Source organism: Acidovorax sp. SDU_ACID1 (genome assembly GCF_045291395.1).
GTDB lineage: Bacteria > Pseudomonadota > Gammaproteobacteria > Burkholderiales > Burkholderiaceae_C > MR-S7.
Genome location: NZ_CP152342.1, coordinates 2329533 through 2354184, shown reverse-complemented (window position 1 = coordinate 2354184; position 24652 = coordinate 2329533). Strand labels below are relative to the sequence as shown.

Sequence of the window (24652 nt, the reverse complement as noted above, 5' to 3'; positions counted from 1 at the left end):
GGACGGGCTCGTGCTATCAGGCGTGCGGGGTCTCGTGCTATCGGGCGTGGAACCCTCGTGCTATCAGGCGTGGCTATGGGCCGCGAGGCCAATGCTGGCGCGGGTTTCGGGCGCCTATAACGTATTAACTCCAAATACCATAACTGGTAAGAGCGCCGCGCCCCGGTGGATAAGCGGCCAGCGGCACGGCCGCAGCGCGCGCGGCCCCGGTCTTCCAACTCGGAGGGCCAGGCCATGATCGTCGCGCTGCTCAACCAGAAAGGCGGCGTGGGCAAGACCACGCTCGCCACCCACATCGCCGGCGAGCTGGCGATGCGCGGGGCATCGGTCATCCTGCTGGATGCCGACCCGCAGGGGTCATCGCTGGACTGGACGCAGCGCCGCAGCCAGCAAGGCTTGCCAAGGCTGTTCAGCGCCGTGGGCCTCGCACGCGAAACGCTGCACCAGGAAGCGCCAGAACTCGCCAGGCGGGCCGATCACGTCGTCATTGATGGGCCGCCCAGGATCGCGGCCCTGGCGCGTTCCGCGCTGCTGGCGGCCGAGCGGGCGCTGATCCCGGTACAGCCCAGCCCCTACGACCTGTGGGCCAGCGCCGAGATGGTGGCGCTGATCCGCGAAGCGCAGGTGTTCCGGCCTGCGTTGCGCGCGGCCTTCGTCATCAACCGGCGCGTCAGCACCACCGTGATCGGGCGGGAGGCACGCGGCGCGTTGGCCGAGCAGCCGCTGCCTGCGCTGCGCTCGGAAGTGCGCCAGCGCATCGTGTTCGCCGACAGCGTGGCCGCTGGCCGGCTCGCACGCGAGACGGCGCCCGACAGCGCAGCCGCGCGCGAAATCACGGCGCTGGTGGACGAACTGCTGCGGTGGCCGTCATGACCGAAAAGCCATCACCCAGCAGCAAACGCGCTGTCAAGCGCGTCGGCATCGGTGCGCGTCCGCCGGCGAATCCGCACGCTGAGGCGTGGATTCGCCAGGGCGACGCCGCTGCGCTGAACAAGGGCGACCTCTACACGGCCCGCCTGACCCTCGACATCACGCCCGCCATGCGCTCGCGCATCAAGGTATCGGCCTTCACGCAAGGCGTGACCGTGGCCGACCTGCTGCGCGCGCTGCTAGAGCGGGAGTTTCCGGAGAACAAGCCATGAACGCATCCGCTGCAACGCCGCTGACGCGCGTTTCGCTGGCCTACGTTGAACAACGTTTCAAGCTCTACCTGCGCTTTGGCGAACCGGCACGCACGCTGCGGCTCGACCGCTGGCGTAGCCTTGCCATGTTCCTGCCGGGCGCCGTGTTCTGCCGCATCCGCTGGCAGTCCAACGACTTCGGCACGTTCCGCTGGCAGCTCATGGTGCTGCAGGCTTGCACGCTGCTGGACGCTGCGCAGCGCATTCCCGGCGTGCGGCCTGGAGCGCGCCTGCTGCTGCACGCGGGGGGCGACAAGAATGTGCGCGCTGTGCTGGAGCGCATCGACGCTATCGAGGCGCTGGGCATCGCGCCGTCCGCCGCTTCGCCTGCGTACTGGCGCACGCTCGCCAACCGGCTCGCGGCGCGCCTGCCTCTGCCCGAATACAGCGCCGAGCGGCATACCGCCTGGCAGGCCGGGAGGGCGCTGTCATGATCGCCCGTCCTCGCTCTCGCCTCGTGCTGGCGGGCCTGTCCGCCTGCGGCCTCGCGGCGCTTGCTTGGGTGGCCTTCGTGCAGCCGCTGCCGCGCCTGGTCTACAACCCGTCCGACAGTGTTCCGGTCGGCTGGTACCGCATCGGGCCTGCCGATGCGCTACACGTTGGTGCCATCGTTCTGACCACGCTGCCGCCAGAAGCCGCCGCGCTCGCTGCGCAGCGCGGCTACCTGCCCGCGCGCGTGCCGCTGCTCAAGCGTGTGGGCGCCGTCGCGCCGCAGCACGTGTGCGTGTTCGATGCGCTGGTGTGGATCGACGGCGTGCCGGTGGCCACCGTCCTGGCTGCCGATCGGTTGGGCCGCACGCTGCCATCCTGGCCGCATTGCCGCCGCTTGGAGCCGGGCGAGCTGTTCCTGCTGAGTAGCACCAACCCGGCGTCGTTCGACAGCCGGTATTTCGGGCCGGTCAGCGCAGCCACCGTGATCGGCGTTGCGCGCCCGGTGTGGCTGGAGAGGCGCCCATGACCGCTGCCGATTTGATGCACACCAACATGCATTCCGTCGTGCTATCGGGCGTGTCGCTCCGGTGGATGTCCGTGTGCATTTGCGCGTGCAGTGCGGGTGCATCCGCGCCGCACTTCGCACTGCATTCTCACGTGCAGGCATCTTGCCTTGAACGCGCCTGGCCTGCGGCTTTCGTCGCGTGTGTCCGCGCGTTCCCCGGCGCGCTGGCTGCGCACGCAGCAGCGGCGCCGGGGCGGCTCTGCCGGGAGCGGATGCGGGAGGCAGGGATGCAAGGCAAGATTGAAGGGCGCGGCACCAGGGTGCGCGCAAGGCCAGTCTGCACGTGGGTGTGGCGCGGCACGCGCCATAGGGAGGCTTCGTGCCGCCAATGGCGCCAAGACCTTGCGGGCATTGGGCCCGCCGTGTGCCGCATCCGCTCGGGCGCGATGGGCTTGGCGGGGGCTACATCATGAGCCAGCGCGGAAACCCAGATGGCGATGACCGCTTCCGCGTGCGGCCAGGCAAGCCGAAGCAGCGCGGCGACACTTTCATTGCGCAAGTGCTGCGCCAGACCAGCAAGGCCGCCGGTACTACGGGCAGCAGGCGCAAATATGGCGGCAAAACCAGTGGCAAGGCGCCCGGCTCGCGCCTGGGGCGCGGGCATACGGCGGCGCGCTTCACTGGCCAGTCGCTGACGGCGTTTTCACGCCGGGCCACGGTCAAGGTGCGGCTGGTGTATTTGCAGCAGGCCAGCGGTAAATCCACGGTGCAGCACCTGCGCTACATCGAGCGCGAAGGCGTGGACCGCCAGGGGGACAGGGCCGCGCCTATGGCGCCATCACCGACGAGGCGGACACGGCCGCCTTCGAGGAGCGGGGCAGGGGAGATCGCCACCAGTTCCGCTTCATCGTCTCGCCCGAGGACGCGGAGCAGCTCGAAGACCTGCGCACCTACACCCGCCACCTGATGCAGCGCATGGAGGCCGACCTGGGCACCCGGCTGGACTGGGTGGCGGTCGATCACTGGAATACCGACAACCCGCACACCCATGTGGTGCTGCGCGGCAAGGACGACACCGGCAAGGATCTCATCATCTCGCAGGAGTACATCACCCGCGGCATGCGCGAGCGGGCGATGGAACTGGCCACCGAGTGGCTGGGGCCGCGCACTGAGTTGGAGATCCAGCGCACGCTGGCCCGCGAGGTGGAACAGGAGCGCTGGACCAGCCTGGATCGCACCTTGCATCGCGAAGCCGTGGACGGCCTGCTCAAGGTCGAATGCTTCGACGCTCCCAAGCTGCAACGCCAGCGCCTGCTACTGGTGGGCCGCCTGCAGCGCTTGCAGCGCATGGGCCTGGCGACGGAAACTCAGCCCGGCACCTGGGCCGTGCATGCCGAAGCCGAGCCGACCCTGCGGGCCATGGGCGAGCGCGGCGACATCATCCGCACCATGCAGCGCGCGATGGGCGGCAAGCCGCGTGACCTGGCCGTGTTCCAGCCGGGCGAGGACGGGCACTCCATCATCGGCCGCGTGGCGGGAAAGGGACTGGCCGACGAGCTGTACGACCGGGGTTATCTGGTGGTCGATGGCATCGACGGCAAGGCCCACTACGTGGCGCTGCCGGCCAGGACAGAGCTGGAGCAGTACCCCATGGGCGCGGTGGTCGAGGTGAATGGCTCCGCCGAGGTGCGCACGGCAGACAAGACCATTGCCGCATTGGCAAGCAATGGCCTGTACCGCACCGACCATCACCTCGCCATCGCGCAAGGCCAGGCTAAGGAGGGCCGCGATCCGCAGGAAGTGGTGGCGGTCCATGTCCGCCGCCTTGAAGCCCTGCGCCGCGCCGGCATCGTGGAGCGTGTGGCCGAGGGGCTATGGAAGGTGCCCGATGACCTGCCCGAGCGTGGCCGCCAGTACGATGCGCAGCGCCTGGGCGGCGTGGCGGTGGAGTTGAAATCCCACCTACCCATCGAGCGGCAAACGCGCGTGATCGGTGCCACCTGGCTGGATCAGCAGTTGATCGGCGGTGGCCAGGGCCTGGGCGACCTGGGCTTTGGCAGCGAGGCCAAACAGGCGCTACAGCAGCGCGCCGATTTCCTGGCGGAACAGGGCTTGGCCGAACGGCGCGGGCAGCGCGTGATCCTCGCCCGCAACCTGCTGGGCACGCTGCGCAACCGGGAACTGGCGCAGGCCGCCAAGGACATCGCCGCCGAAACCGGCCTGGAGCATCGCCCGGTGGCTGACGGTCAGCGCGTGGCAGGCATCTATCGCCGCAGCGTCATGCTTGCCAGCGGGCGCTACGCCATGCTCGACGACGGCAAGGGTTTCAGCCTCGTACCGTGGAAGCCGGTCATCGAGCAACGGCTGGGGCAGCGCCTCACTGCTACGGTACGCGGTGGTGGAGTTTCATGGGAGATCGGACGGCAGCGTGGCCCCAACATTTTCTGACTGCAACGAGAAGACAGCCGAGGTGCCGGTGCTGCCATTCCTTCAAAACACTGCAGCGATGAAAGCCCAAGCGTAGCAAAAGGAGACCACCGCACATCCCCAAGCCAGGGGGAGGCGAGGCATTTTCTTCGTGCTGTGGAAAATTTCTCCACGTTCCTTTCGAGAAAAGCTGCTTTCAGGCGTTCTCCCTCCTAGCTATGCCGGTTTCTGCTGGCGGGGCAGCTCCGGCGCTGTTCAACATCGCCTCTCTAAAAGACGAGGTGATCGTTGCTGTGAACGATGCAAGCGCGCCGCGCGCGGAGGCAAGCGCCGTCGGGCAGGCGCTTGCAGACAAAGGCACAGCTTACGCTGTAGCAGTACACCACGAGCAGGGTGAATGATGGTGTGCTGGAGATGACGCCGCTCAGGAGGATCCGTGTGCTGCGCCACGACAGCTTGCGCTTGGCGCCTCATGCGGCGATGGTGCGCGTGGTGCCGCTGCAGCGAAGCACAAGCGTTGTAGTGGATCTTACCCTTCTTAGTGAGCCTTAAGTGGTCAAAATCGCACCAGCACCACGCGCCGATTCTGCGCCCGGCCTTGCTCGGTGCGGTTGGCGGCCACGGGCGCGCCATCGCCCCAGCCCTCGGCGCGCAGGCGCGCGGGGGCCACGCCTTGGGCCGTGAGGTGCTGCACCACGGCCTCGGCGCGGCGGCGCGAGAGCTGCAGGTTGGCCTGGGGCTGGCCTGTGTTGTCGGTGTGGCCCTCCACCATGAGCTTGAGCGCACCATCCTGCTTCAACAGCGCCGCCACTTCGTCGAGCTGTGGCTTGGATTCGGGCCGGATCGTCGCCTTGCCCGTCTCGAACAGAATGCCGTGCAGCGCCACCCGCCCGCCCTGGCGCAGGGCGTCCCGCATCTGCGCGGTGGAGAACTCCAGCGTCTGCGCCATCGCGCCCACATCCAGCAGGTGGACCTGGTAGCGAAAGCCGTCGTTCTGGATGTCGATCTGCACCCAGCGCTCGCCCCCTTCCGGGCGTGCCAGCCGGTACACCGCGCTTTGCTGCCCTCCGCTCGCGGGGCTGCGGAAAACCAGCGCGCCGCTCGCCTGCTTGGCCGCGTTCTCGTGGTTGCGCACCAGCTCCAGCGCGCTGGGCTGACGTGCGCCGTCGTTGAGGATGTAGTCGGCGAACCAGTAGCGGCCCTCCTTGGCGTCGCCCGCCTCGGGGTCGTCCACCGCGCGCTGCGTGGTCGTGAAGCGGAACTCGCCGAAGTCCCGGTGCTGGCTGCTGTCGATGTGAAAGCCCGGGAAGCGCGGCAGGCCGGGCGGCTCGGCACTGCCTTCGGAGTCTTGCGGATCGCGGGCCGCTAGGGCCGCGGTGCACAGGCCGGCAAGCAGCAGCGCGGCCAGGGCGCGGCGCATCACCGTGTGCCTCCGATCACGCCGCAGGCCACGCGCGCGCCGCCGCCGCCCAGTGGGGCGGGGTGGTCGGCATGGTTGTCGCCGCCCGCGTGCACCATCAGGGCGCGGCCCGCCACGTCGGCCAGTTTCAGGCGCGGGGCCAGCACGGGCATGGCGGCGCGGCCTTCACCATCCACGTAGAGCGCGGGCAGATCGCCCAGGTGCCCGTCGCCCCAGGGCGTGTCGTGCCTGCCCGTGCCCTGTGGGTCGTAGTGGCCACCCGCCGCGCCTGCGGGTACGCCCTGCGCGGAGGGCGCGCAACTGCCCTTGTCGTGCACGTGGAAGCCATGCAGGCCCGGCGGCAGGCCCTGCAGCGCAGGGGTGAGCACCAGGCCGTGGGGTGATTCGGCCAGGGCCACGGTGCCCACGGGGCGGGTGGTGCCGGTGGCGTCCACCAGGTCGAGGGCCACGGTGGTCTGGGCCTGGGCGCTGGCGGCGGCGCACAGGAGGAGGCAGGGGATGAGGCGATGCATGGTAGGGCGGTAGAGTAAAAACCTTCAGCGTATGCACTCGGCGCCCGAAAAAGCCTATCCCATCGGGATAGGGCCGTTCGCGGCGCGTCTTTGCCACAGTGCCGGGATGCACAGATATGTACCGCATACGCCCTCCCGCCGCAGCGACAGAAAGCAGGCCGCCGCCCGCCTGCACCAAATGGCTTGCCTGGACTTCAACGGGCCGCAATGCATCGCGCCCGTGCTGCAGCAACTGCACCGGCTCATCGGCTTCGACTCGGCTGGCTATTTCTATCCGGGCAGCGACGGCGAGTTGCAGGCGCACCTGGAGAACCCCGCGCTCGCTGCCGCCATGCCCGACTATTTCGACCCGCGCATGCTGGCCAGTGAAAGCCAAGTGTTCCACCGCAGTTTGCGCCGCTTCGGCGACGTGGTGCGCCACGAGCACGGCCCGCATGTGCTGGAGCAGCTCATCAAGGTACCGTATGCCGCGCTGCTGAAGAGCGACTACTACAACGTGGTGCTGCGCCCCGCCCAGGTATCGAACTGGATGAGCCTGGTGCTGCGCACCCCGCAGAGCCTAGGCCTGGGAATGCTATTTCTCTACCGCCACGGCGCAGCGCCGCCGTTTGGGCGGCAGGAGACCGCCGTGCTCGCGCAACTCGAGCCCTGTCTGGCGCGCCTGCTGCAGCCCGGCGAGCTCGATGCCGAAGACAGCGCGGTGGCCGAAAGCGGCCTGCTCATCGCCACGCCGCTGGGTCGCCTGCTGTGGATCTCGCCCGAGGCCGAGCGGCTCATGCCCCTGGCCTTCGGCTGGCGCTGGCACCATGCGGGCGCGGGTGCAAGGCAACTGCCCCTGGCGCTGCAACTGCTGCTGCAACGCCTGCATTGGGCTTGGCAGGGCGAGGCGGGCCACTTGGGGCCGGTGCTGCCGCAGATGGAGTGGCGCAACGCGGGGGGCTGGTTTTCCTTGCGCGCCACCCAACTGGCGCCGGCAGCAGGCCAGGCCCAGGCCGTCGCCATCCACATCACGCAGCGCGTGGCGCGTGCCGCGCGGCTCCTGCAGGCACTGGAGCCGTTTACGCTGCCCGCGCGCCAGCTTGAGTTGGCCTACTGGATCGCGCGCGGCTGGAGCGAGCCGCAGATCGCCGCGCGCATGGGTGTGGCCGAGCCCACCGTCGTCTACCACCGCCGCGCGTTATACGAACGCCTAGGCGTGCGCGACAGGCAGGGGCTGCTGGAGCGGCTGATATGAACCATCTCCTGCCCACCCTGCGCCGCTCCCAGCAACACGCGATCGCCCGCCTGCATCAGATGGCGTGCCTGGAAGGCACCGGCCCCCACTGCATTGGGCCAGTACTGCGTGAGTTGCGCCGCACCATCGCGTTCGACTCGGGCGGCTACTTTTACCCGGGTGATAACGGCACCCCCCATGGGTATGTGGAAAACCCCGGCCTGCAGGCCGTGATGCCTCGCTATTTCGACGTGCACGTACAGCGTAGCGAAGGGCAAGTGCTGTCGCGCCGGTTGGGCAATTTCACGGACAACGCGGTGCGCTGTCAACGCCGGGCATGGACGCTGGAGCCGGGCCAACTGCTGGCCGTGCCGCGCGCCGAACTGCTGCGCAGCGACTTTCACGAGGCCATCATGCAACCCGCAGATCTGTCCACCTGGGCTGTGCTTGCCCTGAGTACTTCGCAAGGCCGGGGGCTGGGCAAGCTGGCGCTGTTCCGCCATACGGGGGCGCCTGCGTTCTCATCGGAAGACTTGGGCTTGCTCGCATCGCTCGAATCCTGCCTGGCGCGCGTGCTACAGCCTTGCGAACTGGGTACAGACGATGGCGAAGAACTACCTGCCGGCCTGCTAGTCGCAAGCCCCGAAGGTCGCCTGCTGTGGACGACTCCCGAGGCCGAGAGCCTGCTGCCCTTGGCCTTCGGCTGGCGTTGGCGCGACACAGGCTTGCCCCCCGTGTTACGGCCACTGGTGCAGCGCGTTTTATGGATCGCGGAAGGTAGGCCAGACACCCCTTTGCCGCAAATGGAATGGCGCCACGCAGGCGGCAGCTTCTCACTGCGCGCCACGCACCTCGCCGCCGCGACAGGCTCTGAGGAAGCCATCGCCATCCACATCACCCAGCACGTGGCGCGCAACACCCGTGTACTGCAGGCCCTGCAACCGCTGGCCCTGCCGCCGCGCCAGCATGCGCTGGCTTGTGCCATTGCCCTGGGGCGCACCGAGGCGCAGATTGCCGCGCACCTGGGCGTGAGCGCCGCCACCGTGGTGCACCACCGCCGCGCGCTGTACGAGCGGCTTGGCGTGCAGCACCGGCAAGGGCTGCTGGCGCTGCTGCGGCTACCCTCTATCGCGCAGACCTGAGATATGGTATGGGCTTTGGTGTGGGTTTTGGAGTGAGTTTTGGCATAGTGGTGGTTTCTCTGTACGACAGAACCACACCATATGCTCGCCGGCCGCGCCCAGCAACAGGCCATCGTCCGTCTTCGCCAAATGGCCTGTCTGGATGGCACGGGCCCTCAGTTCATCGCGGCAGTACTGCGGGAACTGCACCATGTCGTCCCTTTCGACTCGGGCGGATACTTCTACCCCGACACGAGCGGCACGCTTGACGCCTATGTTGAAAGCCCCGCCATGCAGGCGGTGATTCCCGACTACTTCGACCCGCGTGTGCGCAAGAGCGAAGGCCAGATTCTGTGCCGCAGCCTGTTGAACTTCTCCGAAATGGTGCGGTGCCAGCATGGGCCGCTCGCGCTGGAGCCCGGGCAGTTGCTGACCGTGTCACGTGCCGCACTCTGCCGCAGTGACTACTACGACGCTATCCTACGCCCTGGTCAGGTCACCACTTGGCTGGCGCTGGTGTTACGCACACCCCAAGGTCAAGGGCTGGGCGTACTTACGCTATATCGCCATTCAGACACTACGCCATTTCGGCAATTCACGCAGGAAGAACGGGCCGCGCTCGCGTCTCTCGAAACTTGCCTGGCGCGCGTGCTGCAACCCGGTGAACCTGACGCCGACGATAGTGAGGTGCGGGCCACAGGCTTACTCATCGCCACGCCTCAGGGACGTCTGCTATGGATATCACCAGACGCCAAGCGCCTATTGCCTCTGGCTTTTGGTTGGCGCTGGCGCGAAGCGGGCGCGCAGGCTAGGCAATTGCCGCATGCCCTGCAGCTCCAACTGCAGCGTTTGCGATGGGCATTGGAGGGACAAGCGAACACGCCGCTGCCGCAGATGGAGTGGCGCAACGCAGGCGGTGCCTTCTCTTTGCGTGCTACGCGCATGAGCGCTGCGGATGGACAGAGCGATGCCGTGGCCTTGCACATCACCCAGCGCGTGGAGCGCGGCATGCGCCTGCTCGAAGCGTTACAAGGCTGGGGCTTGCCGCCGCGCCAGCACGCTCTCGCCTACTGGATGGCTAGGGGCTGCTCTGAACCTCAGATCGCTGCGCACCTAGGCGTGAGCTTGTCCACTGTGGTGCACCATCGGCGTGCCCTGTATGAGCGTTTGGGCGTGCATGACCGGCAGGGAATGCTGGCGCGGGCATTTGCCAAACATTACCCTCTCCCGACGGGATAGGAACCGCGCACAGTCGCGAAAAAAGGCGCCTGCCATCCTCTCGCTTGGAGCGCAGGTGGTCCTGGGCACCGCGATAGTCATGGCTCTTTCACTACGCCTTGCATTGACGGCCATGACCCGTATGACCTTGAAACACCTCGCACGCGCCCTGGCCGCGTGCGCCTTCGCCGTGTTGGCGACACATCCTGCTACCGCGCAGCAAAGCACCACGGTGCTGCGCAACCTAGGCGAGAGCCTTGACGCCTGCAGCAGCCATCCGGGTGCCACAGACCTAGCCTCGCGCTTCCAGACCGGCGCCAACGCACTGAGCGTTGATGCCGTTGAGATCAGCTGGGACCACGCGGGCGACCCGGGCTACAACCGCGTGGGCATCTTCTCGCACGACGCGGGTACGGGCCGTCCGGGCTCCCGGGTCGGCAGCACCTGGCTGGAGCATATTTCGCCCACGACGGACGGCGGCATCATGACTTATACCGCCTCAGGCGCCACCATTGCGCTACAGCCCAACACGGACTACTGGGTGGTGCTGCAGATCGCTGATGGCGCAGTACCGTCGTGCACAGTGTCCAGCAGTTTCTTCGCCGAGCCTGCGGCGGGCAATCCGTCGCTGCTGCGCCAAATGGCGGCTGGCAGCCTCAACAATGGCGTCTGGCAGGATGTTGCTGACGGACAGGCGTTGGCGTATGGGCTCTCAGCCATCATCGGCGCAATTGGACCTGGACCTGGACCTGGACCTGGACCTGGACCTGGCCCCGGCAATCCCGGCAACGTCCAAGCCGTGCCCACACTCACCGAATGGGGTGTGCTGACGGTCAGCGCTATTTTGATCGGTGGCGCTCTGTTGACCATGCGTCGCCAGCGGAGGGGTTGAGTATGGCGCGCGGGATATCCATGTACACGATTGCTCAGTGTTGTGCATTGAGTTGCGCCCTGGCCTTTGCCGCACCTGCTGTCTGGGCAGGCGGAGCAGGCGGCGGCGGGGCCAATGCAACCACGGGCGGCGGCGGTGGCGGCGGCCAGGGCGGAGGGCGTGGGGGACATGGTGGCAATCGCGTGCTCGACAGCGGGGGCGCGGGCGGCGCAGCGGGCCTACCGGGCTTGGGTGGTGCGGGCGGTAATGACGGGGTAGCTGGCCCGCCGGGCAGCCTGGACGGTGGAACAGGTGGCCGGGCCAACACGTTGCCTACGCCTCCGTCGGCAGCAGGTGGCAGTGGCAGCAAGGGTGGCACGGGCCACGATCTTGCTGCAGGTGGGCCGGGCAACGGCGCTGGTGGCGGCGGTGGTGGAGCGGACGGCACGGCCGCTTGCCTGGCCGGCGTGCCCAGCCTGGTCGGCCATGCCGGCGGCCGGGGCGGCAACGGTGATGCGGTGGACAGCGGCGGCGGTGGCGGCGGCGGTGCTGGCGCGGGCATGCTCGTGCGCACCAACGGCTTCACTTGCTACACGGACGCAGGGCGCATCTGGGGCGGCACGGGCGGCGCAGGCGGACGCGGCACCAACGTGGGTGGTGGTGCGGGCGGCGGCGGTGCGGGGCTGCATGTGGCGGCCGATGATGCCAGCATCACCTTGGAGTGGATGGTGCTCGGTGGCGATGGGGGCGAGGGAGGCCGCGGCGGCGACTTGGGCGGGGGCCATGGCGGTGACGGCGGCACGGGCATCTTCGTGCGCGGCAACCGCAACACCATCGTGGTGAAAGGCTCGGTGGATGCAGGCGGTGGCGGTGCAGGTGGCCTGGCCGATGGGGGCGGGCCGGCCGGTGCCGATGGCGCCACTGGCGCGTCGGCCGACATCGCAGGCTCGGGCAATGCGCTGGTGCTGGCGCATGACCAAGTGACCCTGTACGGCGACCTGCGCCTGGGCGCGAGCAACACTCTGCGAGGCGAAGGCTACGTAGGCGGCCGCGTGCTGGCGGGTGAGGCTGTCGTAGTGCCCGGGGCGGCGGCGGCCACGGGCGGCCTCTATGTGGGGGCAGGGCTGGACCTGCGGGGCGGCACCTTGGCGGTGCGCATCGACGCAGCCGCGCAGCGCATCGACCTTGTCGACGTGAACAATGGCGGCGCCGACATTACAGGTGCCCGCTTGCGCGTGAACCGCCTGGCGGGCACGCCCGCTGTGGGGCAGGTCTATACCCTGCTGAAAGCCCTGGATGGCATCACCGGCACCTTTGTCTTGGACGTGGCGCCGGGCACCTTGCCGCCTGGTACGCAGGCGCGGCTGGTGTACCTGACGGCAGGCAACCTGACCAACAAGGTGAACCTGGAAATCGTGGTCGCCGACCCCGCCTTGCCGCCAGGGCCGGGCGGAGCGGTGGCCGTGCCCGCGCTGTCGCCATGGAGTCTGGGTGCACTGGGAATGCTGTTGGCAGGTGGTGGCTTAGGTAGATTGGGGTGCCGGAGCCTATCCAGTAAGCGCAAGCATCTATTGAGTGACCGCCTATACCGGGAAAGAAGAAATGCAGAAGGGGACGCGGCAACTCCCATGACCAGGGAAGGAAACTCCGGGCCTTTTGGCGATCATGAATGAGCCGCTACCTAATTGAGCGCGTTTTTCATATCGTCAAACCGCAATGGAGTCCGCGTATGAGCCCTGCCACTCTCACCGGCTTGGAACTACTGCACGCCACAGGCGCGGGCAAACGCCGCATCGTCGTGGAGGCGCAGGCCGATGAGCAGCGCCTGAACGCGCTGGGTCGCAAAGGCCGGCCTGGAGGGGGGCGCACAAGGAATGACGTGTTATGGAGATCAGACATTTGCGCTGTTTTCTGGCGGTGGCCGAGGAGCTTCACTTTGCCCGCGCCGCCGAGCGGCTGCACATGGAGCAGTCGCCGTTGTCGCGCACCATCCGGGAGCTGGAGGAAGACCTGGGCGTGCAGTTGTTCGTGCGCACCAGCCGCAGCACGCGGCTGACGCTGGCGGGCCGTTTTTTTCTGGAGCATGTGCCGCGCGTGCTTGCCGTCCTGGAACAGGCGCGTGAGAGCGTGAAGGCGGCAGCCAATGGCTTCCAGGGGCAATTGCGCATTGCGCTGTCCGACTGCGTGACGCCGTTCCGGCTGTCCGGCCTGCTGGCGCGCTGCCGGGAGGAAGACCCGGACATCGAGATCCGCCTGTTCGAGGTGCCCCTGGCCCAGCAGCTCCAGGGGTTGCGCGACGAGCTGTACGACGCGGGTTTCTCGATGGCCGACGAGGTGGGCGACGGCCTGATCGTGGAGCCCGCCTGGGAAGACGAGTTGATGATGGCGCTGCCCGCGCGCCACCCCGCGCTGGCCCACAAGCGCATTCCGTTGGACGAGGTGCTGCGCTACCCCCTGGTGCTGGGCGACCCGGCGGTCTGCGAGGGCTACGCCCGCCAGGTAGATCGGGTGCTGCGCACGCAGGAGCAGGAGCCGCTGCTGGTGCAGCGCGTGGCTTCGCCCGAGATGATGATGGCGCTGGTGTCGGCGGGGCTGGCCCTGGGGTTTGCCGGTGCCGCGTACATCGCTGCCAACCGCGAATCCAACGTCGTAGGCCGGCCGCTGGCGGGCGAGCCGCCCATGCTGACGACCTATTTGCTGCGCCGGGATAAGGCGCCTTCGCAAGCGCTGGCTCGCTTCATCGAGCGCTTGCAGTCGGGCCCGGCCCAGGGCAGTGCCGCGAACGACGAGAAATAGCAGAGGTGCGCCATGCGCAAGCGCTTCCAGGACAATGGCACGCCGTACACCCCACCCAAGACGTCGCCCAAGTTCTGACTGTGGGCCGCCTGCAACGCAGGCTGCACTTCTTGCCCGATACGCCGCAATGCGCTTTCGCTTGCGGCGTTTTTGTTGGGTGCGCCCCTGCTGGGAATCTGCTTTTTTGCAGCAGCTTGGTGCCAATAACGGTCTTTGACCGGCACCAGACCAACCACTGATCCTGATGCCTGCGGCACGTTGTTGTGCCGCATGTGGAGGCAGGGCTATGCAAGGGACGAACGTGCTGTTCGGTCAGATTGCCGTGGTGTTCGGCATCGTGATCGCCGGAGTGTGGAGCGCCACGCAATGGACAGCAGCGGTCCTGGGTTACCAGCTACGCCTGGGCTTGCCGTGGTTCGAATTCCTCGGCACGCCGGTCTATCACCCGTGGCGGCTGTTCGAGTGGTGGTTCTTCTTCGACGCCTATGCGCCGCATGTCTTCGACGTGGGCGGGGCCATTGCGGCGGGCAGTGGCCTGCTCGCCGTGGTGGTTGCCATCGGCATGTCAATTTGGCGCTCGCGACAATCGAAGTTGATCACCACCTACGGCTCAGCACGCTGGGCCAATACAGAGGACATTCGCAAGGCGGGCCTGGACCATCCTGCGGGCGTGGTCCTCGGCCTGCATCGCCAGCAGTACCTGCGGCATGAAGGCCCGGAACACGTCCTGACCTTCGCGCCCACGCGTTCGGGCAAGGGTGTGGGCCTGGTGGTGCCCACCTTGCTGTCCTGGCCAGCGTCCGCCGTCATCCACGACATCAAGGGCGAAAACTGGAGCATTACCGCGGGTTGGCGCTCGCGCTTCTCGCACTGCCTGCTGTTCAACCCGACGGATAGCCGGTCGGCAGCCTACAACCCGCTGCTGGAGGTGCGGCGCGGCGCGCATGAGGTGCGCGACGTGCAGAACATCGCGGACATCCTGGTCGATCCCGAAGGCGCGCTGGAGCGGCGCAACCATTGGGAGAAGACTTCGCACGCGCTGCTGGTTGGAGCCATCCTGCATGTGCTCTACGCGGGCGAGGACAAGACGCTGCGCGGCGTCGCCAACTTCCTCAGCGATCCAGCCTGCCCGTTCGAGCTGACCCTGCATCGGATGATGACCACGCCGCATATGGGCCTGGATCAAGGAGGAATGCCGCATCCCGTTGTCGCTTCGGCGGCGCGCGAAGTGCTCAACAAGAGCGACAACGAACGCTCCGGCGTGCTGTCCACGGCCATGTCGTTCCTTGGCCTGTACCGCGACCCGACCGTGGCGGAGGTCACCTCGCGCTGCGATTGGCGCATCGCCGACCTGATCGCGGCCGAGCATCCGGTGTCGCTGTATCTCGTGGTGCCGCCTTCGGACATTTCGCGGACGAAGCCGCTGATCCGCCTGATCCTCAACCAGATCGGCCGGCGGCTGACGGAATCGCTCGATGGCAGCGACGGCATCCAGCGCCGCCACAAGCTGCTGCTGATGCTCGATGAGTTTCCGGCGCTGGGGCGCCTGGACTTCTTCGAGACGGCCTTGGCCTTCATGGCGGGTTATGGCATCCGCAGCTTCCTGATCGCGCAGTCGCTCAATCAGATCGACAAGGCGTATGGGCAGAACCATTCGATCCTCGACAACTGCCACGTGCGCGTGACCTTCGCCACCAACGACGAACGCACGGCCAAGCGGATATCCGAAACCTTGGGCACGGCCACCGAGCTGCGCGCGCAGCGCAACTACGCAGGCCACCGGTTGGCCCCCTGGCTGGGGCACCTGATGGTCTCGCGCCAGGAGACTGCCCGCCCGCTGCTGACGCCGGGCGAGGTGATGCAGCTACCGCCCGACGAGGCCGTGGTGATGGTCTCCAGCGTGGCGCCGATCAAGGCCAAGAAGCTGCGCTACTACGCGGACAGCAATTTCAAGCGGCGGGTGCTGCCGCCGCCCGTGCTCGCGGCCGGGCGCTATGCCGACGTTCCTCCTGCGCGGGCCGACGACTGGAGCGGACTGGCAATTCCTGCGGTGCCCACCGCACCGGCTACGGCATCCGCTGACGGCCTGGAGAACCTGGGTTCGGCCGATGACGGCGGCCCGCGCCGTCAGCCCGAACTCTCCGAAACCGTCGCCTACGACCCCGACCTGGTTGCGCCCGCAGCCGACCTCGGGCTGCTCGATGACGACGACATGCCGCTCCCCCTTCCGCGCCAGCTCGACCCGGCCCTGCAGCGCACGGCCCGGCTGGCATCCCTCGACCCCAACGACGGAATCGCGCTATGAGCCAGCACCGCTTGAATCTCTTCATCCAGCCCGAGCACGCCAAGCGGCTCGACGAGCTGGCTGCCACCAAGGGCGTGTCCAAGTCCAGCATCGTCGCGGCGGCGCTCGCATCCTGGCTGTCGCCCGATGCGGGGGACCAGCGCGAGGCAGCGATTGCCAAACGCTTGGATCGCCTGTCGCGTCATGCCGAGCGAATGGAGCGCGACCAGAACATCCAGATCGAGACGCTGGCGCTGTTCATTCGCTACTTCCTCACGGTGAGCACGCCCGTGCCGGAGGCCCATCAGGACGCGGCCCGCGCCCAGGGCAAGGCCCGCTTCGAGCAGTTCGTGGAGCAATTGGGCCGCCACCTGCTGCGCGGGCGCAGCCTGGTGCGCGACGTGGTGGAGGAACTGCATCCCGACCCCACGCGCATGGATGAAGCGCAGGAGCGTGCTGTATGAGCGCCGTTCCTTCCTTCACCGCCGTTTCGCTGGACCGCCGCATCCAGATGCTGCGCACGGCGATGGGGCCACTGATCGCCGCCGCGCTGGAAGACCCGGACGTGGTGGAAATCATGCTCAACCCGGATCGCACCTTGTGGATCGACCGGCTTTCGTCGGGCCGCGCGCCGATGGGCGTGGAACTGTCCGAAGCGGATGGCGAACGCATCATCCGGCTGGTGGCCGCCCACGTCGGCGCGGAAGTGCATCGGGGCCAGCCGCTGTTGACGGCAGAACTGCCCGAGACGGGCGAACGCTTCGAGGGCATCCTGCCGCCCGCTGCGCCGGGGCCGGCCTTCGCCCTGCGCAAGCGCGCCGTGGGCGTGATCCCGCTGTCGCGCTACATCGAGGACGGGATGATGACCGCCGCGCAGGCGGGCTTGCTGGTGCGCGCCGTGCGCGAGCGCCAGAACATCCTGATCGCCGGTGGCACCAGCACGGGCAAGACCACGCTGGCGAATGCGCTGCTGGCCGAGATCGCCGCCACCGGCGACCGTGTGCTGGTGCTCGAAGACACGGTGGAGCTGCAATGCGCGGCGCGCGACCACGTGCCGCTGCGCACGCGCCAGGGCATCGTGTCCATGACCGAGCTGGTGCGCTCGTCCATGCGCCTGCGGCCTGACCGCGTCGTGGTCGGCGAGGTACGCGGCGCCGAGGCGCTGGATCTCATCAAGGTGTGGGGCACCGGCCATCCGGGCGGCATTGCCACGATCCACGCCGGCTCCGCGCTCGGCGCATTGCTGCGCCTGGAGCAACTGATTCTCGAAGTGGCGGTGAACCCGCCCCGTGCGCTGATCGCCGAGGCGGTCAACGTGGTCATCCACATCGCCGGGCGCGGGCGCAAGCGCCGCATCGAGAGCATCGCCCGTGTCGTCGGTTTCGACGGCGTTGGGTATCACCTGGCGGACGCACTGGAAACGCCGTTCCCTGAGCTGCCGCTGGTTTCCCCCGCAGTGCCTGCCACTGCACTTCCCCTGTCCCCTGACCAACCTGGAGAACTGCCATGACGCAGATGATCGTTCCTGCTTTCCGTATTTCCGCAAATTCGTTGCCCCGGCCCGCACGACTGGATAGCTTGGCTCGCCCGGCCCTGCAGGGCCTGCTGCTGGCCGCGCTGCTACTGCTGCTTGCCAGTGCTGCCCAGGCCGCTGGCTCCAGCATGCCCTGGGAGAAGCCGCTGCAGGCCATTCTCGAATCCGTCCAGGGGCCGGTGGCCCGGATCATCGCGGTCATCATCATCATCGCCACGGGCCTGGCGCTGGCCTTTGGCGACACCTCGGGCGGCTTCCGCAAGCTGATCCAGATCGTCTTTGGCCTGTCCATCGCGTTTGCCGCGTCCTCGTTCTTCCTGTCGTTCTTCAGCTTCTCGGGCGGGGCCGTCGTATGAACGCGGCCCACGATGGCGTGCAGGGCAATTCATACGGGACTTTGCCCGGCTTCGAGGTGCCGCTGCATAGGGCTCTGACCGAGCCGATCCTGATGGGCGGTGCGCCGCGCACCGTGGCCATCACCAATGGCACCTTGGCCGCCGCCGTGGGCCTGGGCCTGCAGATGTGGATTCCAGGCGTGGTGCTCTGGATCGCCGGCCATGCGCTGGCGGTCTGGGGTGCACGCGTCGATCCGCAGTTCATGCAGGTCTTCGCCCGCCACATCAAGCACCGGCCGCTGCTGGACGTGTAGGGGGATGCCGCCATGCTGAACCTTGCCGAATACCGCCAGCGGCCCGCGCTGCTGGCCGACTGGCTGCCCTGGGCCGGGCTGGTGGCGCCGGGCGTCGTCTTGAACAAGGACGGCAGTTTCCAGCGCACGGCGCGGTTTCGGGGGCCTGACCTCGATAGCGCGACGCAGGGCGAGCTGATCGCCACGTCGGCGCGGTTGAACAACGCGCTGCGCCGCTTAGGTTCGGGCTGGGCTTTGTTCATCGAAGCCGAGCGGCGGCCCGCTGCCAACTACCCGCACTCGGAGTTTCCCGAGCCGTTGTCCTGGCTGGTGGACGAGGAACGCCGGGCCGCTTTCGAGGACTCCGGCAACCATTTCGAGAGCGGCTATCACCTCACGCTGGTGTATCTGCCGCCGGAGGAGGCCCATGCCCGCGCAGCAGGGATGCTGTACGAGAACCGGCCCACCGAAGGCGTGGACTGGCGCGAGCGGCTGACGGCCTTCGTGGCAGAGACGGATCGCGTGTTTGACCTGCTTGATGGCGTGATGCCGGAGATTGCGTGGCTCGATGACAGCCAGACGTTGACCTACCTGCACGCCACTGTTTCGAGGCGGCGCTACCGCGTGGGCGTACCGGAGGTGCCATTCCACCTTGACGCGCTGCTGGCAGACGCGCCGCTGATCGGTGGACTGGCGCCGATGCTGGGCGACCAGCACCTGCGCGTAGCGACGGTGCGGGGCTTTCCGACCTCGACCTGGCCGGGGATTCTGGACGACCTCAACCGCCTCGGCTTTGCCTATCGCTGGTCAACCCGGTTTCTCTGCATGGACAAAGCCGATGCGGAAAAAGAACTCTCCCGCCTGCGCCGCCAGTGGTTCGCCAAGCGCAAGAATGTGATCGCCTTGCTGCGTGAAACCATCTTCCAGCAGGAAACGCCGCTGGTCGATACCGACGCCAGCAACAAATCGGCCGACGCGGACGCCGCGCTGCAGGAACTGGGCAGCGACCAGGTGGCCTTCGGCTACCTGACGGCGACTGTCACTGTCATGGATGCGGATGCGGCCGTGGCCGACGAGAAGCTGCGCATGGTGGAGCGCGTTATTCAAGGGCGCGGCTTCGTGACCATCCCCGAGACCTTGAACGCAGTCGATGCCTGGCTGTCGTCCATTCCGGGCCATGCCTACGCCAATGTCCGCCAGCCCATCGTCTCGACGCTGAACCTGGCGCACCTGATGCCGGTATCGGCGGTATGGGCCGGGCCGGAGAAGAACGCCCACCTCGACGGCCCGCCGCTGATCGTGACCCGCACCGAAGGCGCGACGCCGTTCCGGCTGGTAACGCATATCGGCGACGTGGGCCACACCCTGGTGGCCGGGCCGACCGGTATGGGCAAATCGGTGTTGCTTGCGACCTTGGCGATGCAGTTCCGTCGTTATCGCGGCTCGCGCATCTTCGCCTTTGACATGGGGCGCTCGATGCGCGCCACGATCCTGGGCCTGGGCGGCGAGTACTACGACCTGGGGATGGATGGCGAGATCGCCTTCCAGCCGCTGGCCCGCATCGACCGTGAGGGCTATCGCACCTGGGCGGCCGAATGGATTGAAGGCCGCTTGCGGCACGAGGGCGTCGCGGTCGGCCCCGATGAGAAGGTGGCTATCTGGCCGGCGCTCGGCAGTCTCGCCGGTGCACCCGTGGAGCAGCGCACGATGACTGGTCTGTCGGTGCTGCTGCAATCGAACGCGCTGCGCCAGGCGCTCACGCCCTACGTGCTGGGCGGCGCCCACGGCAAGCTGCTGGATGCGGACTCGGATCGTTTGGGCGCTGGCTCCGTGCAGTGCTTCGAGATGGAGGAGCTGATGCACAGCAAGGCCGCCGTCATGGCCGTGCTGCATTACCTCTTTGCCCGGTTCGATGAGCGCTTTGACGGCGCGCCCACGCTGCTGATCCTCGATGAGGCGTGGCTGTTTCTCGATGACCCGGTGTTCGCGGCCCGCATCCGCCAGTGGCTCAAGACGCTGCGCAAGAAGAACGTCAGCGTCATCTTCGCCACGCAGAGCCTCGCCGACATCAAGGATTCGAGCATCGCGCCCGCGATCATCGAAAGCTGCGCCAGCCGCATCTTCCTGCCCAACCCGCAGGCCACCGAGCCGCAGATCAGGACGATCTACGAGGGCTTCGGCCTCAACAGCCGGCAGATCGAGATCGTCGCCACTGCGGTTCCGAAGCGCGATTACTACTACCAATCCCGTCTCGGCAACCGCCTGTTCGACCTCGACTTGGGGCCGGCGGTACTGGCTTTCGCCGGAGCTTCGACACCGCAAGACCAGCGCGACATGGATGCGGTTCTCGCAGCTGCGCATTCCGATTCCTCTCCCTTCGCAGCCGCCTGGCTGCGCCATCGCGGCCTGTCATGGGCCGCCGACCTGCTGTCCTCGTTCCCTTCCCACCCACAGGAGATCTCGTCATGAAACCCCGCATCCTTCCCGCCGCGTTGGCCGCCGTGCTGTCCGGCTCGCTGATGTTCGCCCAGCCGGCCGCGGCCCTCATCGTGTTCGATCCCTCGAACTTCGTGCAGAACATGCTGACGGCCATCCAGACGCTGCAGCAGCTCTATAACCAGATCAAGCAGTTGCAGAACGAGGCCAAGATGCTGGAGAACCAGGCGCGCAACCTGGCCAGCCTGCCGTTCAACGTGACGAGCCGTCTGCATGCCAACCTGGCATTGACGCAGCGGCTGATCGACCAGGCCAAGGGTCTGGCCTACGACGTGGCCAGGATGGATCGGGACTTCGCCCGGTTGTATCCCGAGCAGTACAGCGCCACTGTGAGCGGCGACCAGATGTACCGCGATACACAGGAGCGTTGGAAGAACACGCTCAACAGCTTGCAGACGGCCATGCAGGTGCAGGCCCAGGCCTCGCAGAACGTCAAGGATGATGAAGGCGTGCTGGCCGATCTGGTGGACAAGAGCCAATCCGCCGTCGGTGCCTTGCAGGCGATGCAGTCCACCAACCAACTGCTGGCCCTGCAGGCCAAGCAGTCCATCCAGACGCAGCGGCTGCAGCTCACGCAGGATCGCGCGGCCTCGCTGGAACTGGCCCGGCAGGCGGCGGCGGCCGAGCGCGGGCGGGAGGTGCGCCGGCGCTTTCTCGGAAGCGGCACGCCCTATACGCCCTACACGGTGAACTTCTACAACCACCAGTGAGGCCGCCATGCGCAGAAATCTCCTGTTCGTGGCCGGTGCCTTCGCACTGGCACAGGCATTGTTGCTGACGGCTTGCAGCAAGCCTGCTCCCATCGAATCGGCCGAGGCGCTGGCCGAGAACCCCGAGCGGTTGAAGGAACTGCAGGCCGAGTGCCGCGTGGATCGCGCACGGGTCGGCGAGGCGCAGTGCATGGCGGTGGCCGATGCGGTGCGCAAGCGCTTCATGCGCCCGAGGCCTTCGCCCTATGCGAAGGATCCCGTCCAGCCGGGGACGGCGCCATGAACGACGTCGCGGTTATCGACCGCTTCCTCGATACCTTCTCGCGCTACATCGACTCGGGCTTCGGGTTGCTGCAGGGCGAGGTGGCGTTCCTCACGGCCACGCTGATCGCCATCGACATGACGCTCGCCGGGCTGTTCTGGGCGATGGGCCACGCCAGCGGCCAGGGCGAGGACGTGATCGCCAAGCTGCTGCGCAAGGTGCTCTATGTGGGCGCCTTCGCCTACATCATCGGCAACTTCAACAGCCTGGCGGGCATCGTGTTCAGGTCTTTTGCGGGGCTGGGCCTGACCGCATCGGGCTCGGGCCTGAGCCAGGCGCAGCTGCTGCAGCCCGGACGGCTGGCGCAGGTCGGCATCGAGGCCGGGCGGCCGATCATGGAGCAGATCGGCCAGATGGCGGGCTTTCCCGAGGTGTTCGTCCATCTGGACACCATCGCGGTGCTGTTCCTGGCCTGGCTGGTGCTGATCCTGTGCTTCTTCGTGCTGGCCGTGCAGCTCTTCGTGACGCTGCTGGAGTTCAAGCTGACCACGCTGGCGGGCTTCGTGCTGGTGCCGTTCGCGCTGTGGAACAAGACGGCATTCCTCGCCGAGAAGGTGCTAGGCAATGTCGTGTCCTCGGGCATCAAGGTGCTGGTGCTGGCCGTCATCGTCGGGATCGGGACGGGGCTGTTCGCCGAGTTCAAGGCGCCGGCGGGGGCCGAGCCCTCCATCGACCACGCGCTGGTCATCATGCTGGCCTCGCTGGCCATGCTGGCGCTGGGCATCTTCGGGCCGGGCATTGCGACCGGGCTGGTGTCCGGCGGGCCGCAGTTGGGTGCGGGGGCCATGGCTGGAGCCGCTGTTGGCGCTACAGGTGCCGCCGTGGCGGTCGGCACTGCTGCCACGGGCGTTGGCAGCGCCGTTGCCGCAGGTGCGCGCATGGCCCCGGGTGCTGCTCGCTCCGTGGCTGCAACCGCCGGCAGTGCCAGGTCGGCGTTCGAGGCCGGCTCCGCCGCTGCGGGCGGCGGCCTCAAGGGTGCAGCCGCCGGCGTGGGCAATGTCGCCAAGACCGGCGCGCGCTCGATGAAGGAGCGCATGGCCGCCGCCTTCTGGCCCGAAGGCGCGGCATCAGCATCCGGGGCCGGTGGCGCCGCACCGGGCGCAAGCTCGGCGCCATCCACCGAACAGCCCGCCTGGGCCAAGCGCCTGCATCGAAGGCAACAGCTCACCCATGCCGCTACGACCGCCGCCCACACGCTGCGCGGTGGGGACGGCGGCAGCTCCAGCCAAGGGCCAAGCCTGCGCAGTCCTGACGAATGACGCGATTCCTGATCCTCAAGGAGAACTCCCATGCGATTCAAACGACCGCAGGTGCGCTACGCCGACACGCCGCAGCCTGCCACCCCATACCAGTCGGCTGCCCAGGTCTGGGACGAGCGCATCGGCTCGCCGCGCGTGCAGGCGAAGAACTGGCGCCTGATGGCCTTCGGCTGCCTCGCGCTCGCGCTGCTGATGGCCGGCGGCCTGGTCTGGCGCTCGGCGCAGTCCATCGTGACGCCCTATGTGATCGAGGTGGACCAGTCGGGCCAGGTGCGCGCCGTGGGCGAGGCCGCCACGCCGTACCAGCCCGGCGATGCCCAGGTGGCCTACCACCTGGGCCGCTTCATCGGCCTGGTGCGCGGGCTGTCCATTGACCCCATCGTGGTGCGCCAGAACTGGCTCGATGCCTATGACTACACCACCGACAAGGGTGCCGTGGTGCTCAACGAGTACGCGCGGGCGGCCGATCCGTTCTCGCGCATCGGCAAGGAGTCGGTGACGGTGCAGGTGTCCAGCGTGACCCGCGCCAGCGAGGCGTCTTTCAACGTGCGCTGGACGGAGACGCGCTTTGTGAACGGGGCGCTGGAGCGCACCGAGCGCTGGAACGCGGTGGTTTCCACGGTGCTGCAGACCCCACGCACGGAGCAGCGCGTGCGCAAGAACCCTCTGGGTATCTACGTCAATGGCCTGGCGTGGAGCCGTGAACTCGATTCTTCCGAAGGAGCCAGACCATGAATGTGCCTTTCAGCTTTTGTGTTTCCGTGCTGACACTTGCTGCCCTCGCGGGCTGCGCCACGCAGGGCAAACCGCCGTTGATCTCGCTGGATGAACCTGTGCAGGCCCAGCCGCTGCCCGAAGCACCGAAGCCGGTGGAAGTGGTCAGCGTGCCTGAACCCCTGGCACTTCCTGGCCAGATGAAGCCGTTGCCCGGTTCAGCGGACGCCAAGGCGTCGCCCGAACCTTCCGACGAGAAGGTGCGCGTGACCCGCGCCAATGCCGAGGCGCGCATTGCGCCCACGCGCGAAGGCTATGTGAACGCTATCCAGGTCTGGCCGTTCACCGATGGGGCGCTGTACCAAGTCTATGCGGCCGTCGGCCGCGTGACCGTGGTGGCGCTCCAGCCGGGCGAGGAACTGGTGACGGTGGCCGCCGGTGACACGGTGCGCTGGATCGTCGGGGACACGTCCAGCGGCAGCGGCGATGCGCTGCGCGTGAACGTGATGGTCAAGCCGATCCGCTCGGGCCTGAAGACCAATCTGGTCATCACCACCAGCCGGCGCACCTACCTGTTGGAGCTGACCTCGACCGAGAAGACATGGATGGCGTCGGTGTCCTGGGAGTACCCGAAGGACAGGATGCTGGCCCTGCAGCGCCAGGCGCAGGCGGCCAGTGCTGCGGCGCCGGTCGATGCCGGGCTGTCGCTGGAGAAGATCCGCTTTCGCTACGCGGTCAGCGGCAGCAATCCGCCATGGAAGCCGCTGCGCGCTTTCGACGATGGCGAGAAGGTCTATATCCAGTTTCCGGCGGGCATCGCTCAAGGCGAGTTGCCGCCGTTGTTCGTGATCGGCGCACAGGGCGACGGGCAGTTGGTGAACTACCGCTTCCGCTCGCCGTACTACATCGTGGATCGCCTGTTTGGCGCGGCCGAACTGCGCCTGGGGGGAGACAGGGGCGACGTGGTGCGGATTGAGCGCACCGATGGCGTGGCACGGAGGAATTGAGC

General features: G+C 67.5%; 24 protein-coding genes and 1 pseudogene. 23 read left to right on the top strand and 2 right to left on the bottom strand.

Going from position 1 to position 24652, the window contains the following annotated elements; translation table 11 throughout:
• The first annotated feature begins 234 nt into the window (after positions 1-234).
• The 6 genes and pseudogenes from parA (at position 235) to AAG689_RS11490 (ending at position 4946) form a co-directional block, all read left to right on the top strand.
• Positions 235-873 (top strand): ParA family partition ATPase, encoded by a 639-nt coding sequence (gene parA / locus AAG689_RS11515; protein ID WP_406626045.1) that lies wholly within the window; start codon positions 235-237, stop codon positions 871-873.
• Positions 870-1142: a chromosome partitioning protein ParB gene (locus AAG689_RS11510; protein ID WP_406626044.1), complete on the top strand. Its 273-nt coding sequence runs from the start codon at positions 870-872 to the stop codon at positions 1140-1142. The genes parA and AAG689_RS11510 overlap by 4 nt, the downstream gene beginning before the upstream one ends.
• Positions 1061-1615 carry a DUF2840 domain-containing protein gene (locus tag AAG689_RS11505; protein ID WP_406626331.1) on the top strand — a complete coding sequence of 185 codons (555 nt, stop codon included), beginning with the start codon at positions 1061-1063 and terminating at the stop codon, positions 1613-1615. The genes AAG689_RS11510 and AAG689_RS11505 overlap by 82 nt, the downstream gene beginning before the upstream one ends.
• The gene (locus AAG689_RS11500; RefSeq protein WP_406626043.1) at positions 1612-2139 is read left to right on the top strand and encodes a S26 family signal peptidase; all 528 of its coding nucleotides are present in this window, start codon (positions 1612-1614) and stop codon (positions 2137-2139) included. The genes AAG689_RS11505 and AAG689_RS11500 overlap by 4 nt, the downstream gene beginning before the upstream one ends.
• 448 nt (positions 2140-2587) lie before the next feature.
• Positions 2588-4566, top strand: a pseudogene (locus tag AAG689_RS11495) (DUF3363 domain-containing protein).
• Between the two features lie 197 nt (positions 4567-4763).
• Positions 4764-4946: a hypothetical protein gene (locus tag AAG689_RS11490; RefSeq protein ID WP_406626042.1), complete on the top strand. Its 183-nt coding sequence runs from the start codon at positions 4764-4766 to the stop codon at positions 4944-4946.
• A gap of 155 nt (positions 4947-5101) precedes the next feature.
• Here AAG689_RS11490 and AAG689_RS11485 read toward each other — a convergent pair whose 3' ends face one another.
• Both AAG689_RS11485 and sodC read right to left on the bottom strand, forming a co-directional pair.
• Positions 5102-5965 carry an OmpA family protein gene (locus AAG689_RS11485; RefSeq protein ID WP_406626330.1) on the bottom strand — a complete coding sequence of 288 codons (864 nt, stop codon included), beginning with the start codon at positions 5963-5965 and terminating at the stop codon, positions 5102-5104.
• On the bottom strand, positions 5965-6477 hold the full coding sequence (gene sodC / locus AAG689_RS11480) for a superoxide dismutase [Cu-Zn] SodC (protein WP_406626041.1): 513 nt from the start codon (positions 6475-6477) through the stop codon (positions 5965-5967). Before sodC ends, AAG689_RS11485 begins: the two co-directional genes overlap by 1 nt.
• 178 nt (positions 6478-6655) lie before the next feature.
• On the opposite strand from sodC, the gene AAG689_RS11475 reads away from it, so the two are divergent.
• The 17 genes from AAG689_RS11475 (at position 6656) to trbG (ending at position 24650) form a co-directional block, all read left to right on the top strand.
• A complete protein-coding gene (locus AAG689_RS11475; protein WP_406626040.1) occupies positions 6656-7711 on the top strand; it encodes a LuxR C-terminal-related transcriptional regulator in 1056 nt (351 codons plus the stop codon).
• Entirely contained in the window at positions 7708-8832 is a 1125-nt protein-coding gene (locus AAG689_RS11470; protein ID WP_406626039.1) for a helix-turn-helix transcriptional regulator, read from the top strand. The genes AAG689_RS11475 and AAG689_RS11470 overlap by 4 nt, the downstream gene beginning before the upstream one ends.
• A gap of 81 nt (positions 8833-8913) precedes the next feature.
• Positions 8914-10050 (top strand): LuxR C-terminal-related transcriptional regulator, encoded by a 1137-nt coding sequence (locus AAG689_RS11465; RefSeq protein WP_406626038.1) that lies wholly within the window; start codon positions 8914-8916, stop codon positions 10048-10050.
• Between the two features lie 112 nt (positions 10051-10162).
• A complete protein-coding gene (locus AAG689_RS11460) occupies positions 10163-10921 on the top strand; it encodes a choice-of-anchor R domain-containing protein (protein WP_406626037.1) in 759 nt (252 codons plus the stop codon).
• Between the two features lie 308 nt (positions 10922-11229).
• The gene (locus AAG689_RS11455) at positions 11230-12573 is read left to right on the top strand and encodes a hypothetical protein (RefSeq protein WP_406626036.1); all 1344 of its coding nucleotides are present in this window, start codon (positions 11230-11232) and stop codon (positions 12571-12573) included.
• Positions 12574-12784: 211 nt separating this feature from the next.
• Entirely contained in the window at positions 12785-13696 is a 912-nt protein-coding gene (locus AAG689_RS11450) for a LysR family transcriptional regulator (RefSeq protein WP_406626035.1), read from the top strand.
• A 286-nt stretch (positions 13697-13982) separates the two neighbouring features.
• The gene (locus AAG689_RS11445) at positions 13983-16001 is read left to right on the top strand and encodes a conjugal transfer protein TraG (RefSeq protein WP_406626034.1); all 2019 of its coding nucleotides are present in this window, start codon (positions 13983-13985) and stop codon (positions 15999-16001) included.
• The gene (locus tag AAG689_RS11440) at positions 15998-16444 is read left to right on the top strand and encodes a CopG family transcriptional regulator (RefSeq protein WP_406626033.1); all 447 of its coding nucleotides are present in this window, start codon (positions 15998-16000) and stop codon (positions 16442-16444) included. The genes AAG689_RS11445 and AAG689_RS11440 overlap by 4 nt, the downstream gene beginning before the upstream one ends.
• On the top strand, positions 16441-17490 hold the full coding sequence (trbB, locus tag AAG689_RS11435) for a P-type conjugative transfer ATPase TrbB (protein WP_406626032.1): 1050 nt from the start codon (positions 16441-16443) through the stop codon (positions 17488-17490). The genes AAG689_RS11440 and trbB overlap by 4 nt, the downstream gene beginning before the upstream one ends.
• A complete protein-coding gene (locus AAG689_RS11430; protein ID WP_406626031.1) occupies positions 17487-17870 on the top strand; it encodes a TrbC/VirB2 family protein in 384 nt (127 codons plus the stop codon). Before trbB ends, AAG689_RS11430 begins: the two co-directional genes overlap by 4 nt.
• Positions 17867-18163: a VirB3 family type IV secretion system protein gene (locus AAG689_RS11425; RefSeq protein ID WP_406626030.1), complete on the top strand. Its 297-nt coding sequence runs from the start codon at positions 17867-17869 to the stop codon at positions 18161-18163. Before AAG689_RS11430 ends, AAG689_RS11425 begins: the two co-directional genes overlap by 4 nt.
• Positions 18164-18175: 12 nt before the next feature.
• The gene (trbE, locus tag AAG689_RS11420; protein WP_406626029.1) at positions 18176-20611 is read left to right on the top strand and encodes a conjugal transfer protein TrbE; all 2436 of its coding nucleotides are present in this window, start codon (positions 18176-18178) and stop codon (positions 20609-20611) included.
• Positions 20608-21348 carry a P-type conjugative transfer protein TrbJ gene (gene trbJ / locus AAG689_RS11415; protein WP_406626028.1) on the top strand — a complete coding sequence of 247 codons (741 nt, stop codon included), beginning with the start codon at positions 20608-20610 and terminating at the stop codon, positions 21346-21348. Before trbE ends, trbJ begins: the two co-directional genes overlap by 4 nt.
• 7 nt (positions 21349-21355) lie before the next feature.
• Positions 21356-21631, top strand: a complete 276-nt coding sequence (locus AAG689_RS11410; RefSeq protein ID WP_406626027.1) for an EexN family lipoprotein — start codon at positions 21356-21358, stop codon at positions 21629-21631.
• Entirely contained in the window at positions 21628-22929 is a 1302-nt protein-coding gene (trbL, locus tag AAG689_RS11405; RefSeq protein WP_406626026.1) for a P-type conjugative transfer protein TrbL, read from the top strand. The genes AAG689_RS11410 and trbL overlap by 4 nt, the downstream gene beginning before the upstream one ends.
• Positions 22930-22959: 30 nt before the next feature.
• Positions 22960-23664, top strand: a complete 705-nt coding sequence (gene trbF, locus AAG689_RS11400; RefSeq protein ID WP_406626025.1) for a conjugal transfer protein TrbF — start codon at positions 22960-22962, stop codon at positions 23662-23664.
• Positions 23661-24650, top strand: a complete 990-nt coding sequence (gene trbG / locus AAG689_RS11395; RefSeq protein WP_406626024.1) for a P-type conjugative transfer protein TrbG — start codon at positions 23661-23663, stop codon at positions 24648-24650. The genes trbF and trbG overlap by 4 nt, the downstream gene beginning before the upstream one ends.
• Positions 24651-24652 lie beyond the last annotated feature (2 nt).

Bases quoted from the DNA above. Each gene is read 5' to 3' on its own strand.
- parA (WP_406626045.1), top strand. From the start codon at position 235: ATGATCGTCGCGCTGCTCAACCAGAAAGGCGGCGTGGGCAAGACCACG.
- AAG689_RS11510 (WP_406626044.1), top strand. From the start codon at position 870: ATGACCGAAAAGCCATCACCCAGCAGCAAACGCGCTGTCAAGCGCGTC.
- AAG689_RS11500 (WP_406626043.1), top strand. From the start codon at position 1,612: ATGATCGCCCGTCCTCGCTCTCGCCTCGTGCTGGCGGGCCTGTCCGCC.
- AAG689_RS11490 (WP_406626042.1), top strand. From the start codon at position 4,764: ATGCCGGTTTCTGCTGGCGGGGCAGCTCCGGCGCTGTTCAACATCGCC.
- AAG689_RS11485 (WP_406626330.1), bottom strand. From the start codon at position 5,965: ATGCGCCGCGCCCTGGCCGCGCTGCTGCTTGCCGGCCTGTGCACCGCG.
- sodC (WP_406626041.1), bottom strand. From the start codon at position 6,477: ATGCATCGCCTCATCCCCTGCCTCCTCCTGTGCGCCGCCGCCAGCGCC.
- AAG689_RS11475 (WP_406626040.1), top strand. From the start codon at position 6,656: ATGGCTTGCCTGGACTTCAACGGGCCGCAATGCATCGCGCCCGTGCTG.
- AAG689_RS11470 (WP_406626039.1), top strand. From the start codon at position 7,708: ATGAACCATCTCCTGCCCACCCTGCGCCGCTCCCAGCAACACGCGATC.
- AAG689_RS11465 (WP_406626038.1), top strand. From the start codon at position 8,914: ATGCTCGCCGGCCGCGCCCAGCAACAGGCCATCGTCCGTCTTCGCCAA.
- AAG689_RS11460 (WP_406626037.1), top strand. From the start codon at position 10,163: ATGACCCGTATGACCTTGAAACACCTCGCACGCGCCCTGGCCGCGTGC.
- AAG689_RS11450 (WP_406626035.1), top strand. From the start codon at position 12,785: ATGGAGATCAGACATTTGCGCTGTTTTCTGGCGGTGGCCGAGGAGCTT.
- AAG689_RS11445 (WP_406626034.1), top strand. From the start codon at position 13,983: ATGCAAGGGACGAACGTGCTGTTCGGTCAGATTGCCGTGGTGTTCGGC.
- AAG689_RS11440 (WP_406626033.1), top strand. From the start codon at position 15,998: ATGAGCCAGCACCGCTTGAATCTCTTCATCCAGCCCGAGCACGCCAAG.
- trbB (WP_406626032.1), top strand. From the start codon at position 16,441: ATGAGCGCCGTTCCTTCCTTCACCGCCGTTTCGCTGGACCGCCGCATC.
- AAG689_RS11430 (WP_406626031.1), top strand. From the start codon at position 17,487: ATGACGCAGATGATCGTTCCTGCTTTCCGTATTTCCGCAAATTCGTTG.
- AAG689_RS11425 (WP_406626030.1), top strand. From the start codon at position 17,867: ATGAACGCGGCCCACGATGGCGTGCAGGGCAATTCATACGGGACTTTG.
- trbE (WP_406626029.1), top strand. From the start codon at position 18,176: ATGCTGAACCTTGCCGAATACCGCCAGCGGCCCGCGCTGCTGGCCGAC.
- trbJ (WP_406626028.1), top strand. From the start codon at position 20,608: ATGAAACCCCGCATCCTTCCCGCCGCGTTGGCCGCCGTGCTGTCCGGC.
- AAG689_RS11410 (WP_406626027.1), top strand. From the start codon at position 21,356: ATGCGCAGAAATCTCCTGTTCGTGGCCGGTGCCTTCGCACTGGCACAG.
- trbL (WP_406626026.1), top strand. From the start codon at position 21,628: ATGAACGACGTCGCGGTTATCGACCGCTTCCTCGATACCTTCTCGCGC.
- trbF (WP_406626025.1), top strand. From the start codon at position 22,960: ATGCGATTCAAACGACCGCAGGTGCGCTACGCCGACACGCCGCAGCCT.
- trbG (WP_406626024.1), top strand. From the start codon at position 23,661: ATGAATGTGCCTTTCAGCTTTTGTGTTTCCGTGCTGACACTTGCTGCC.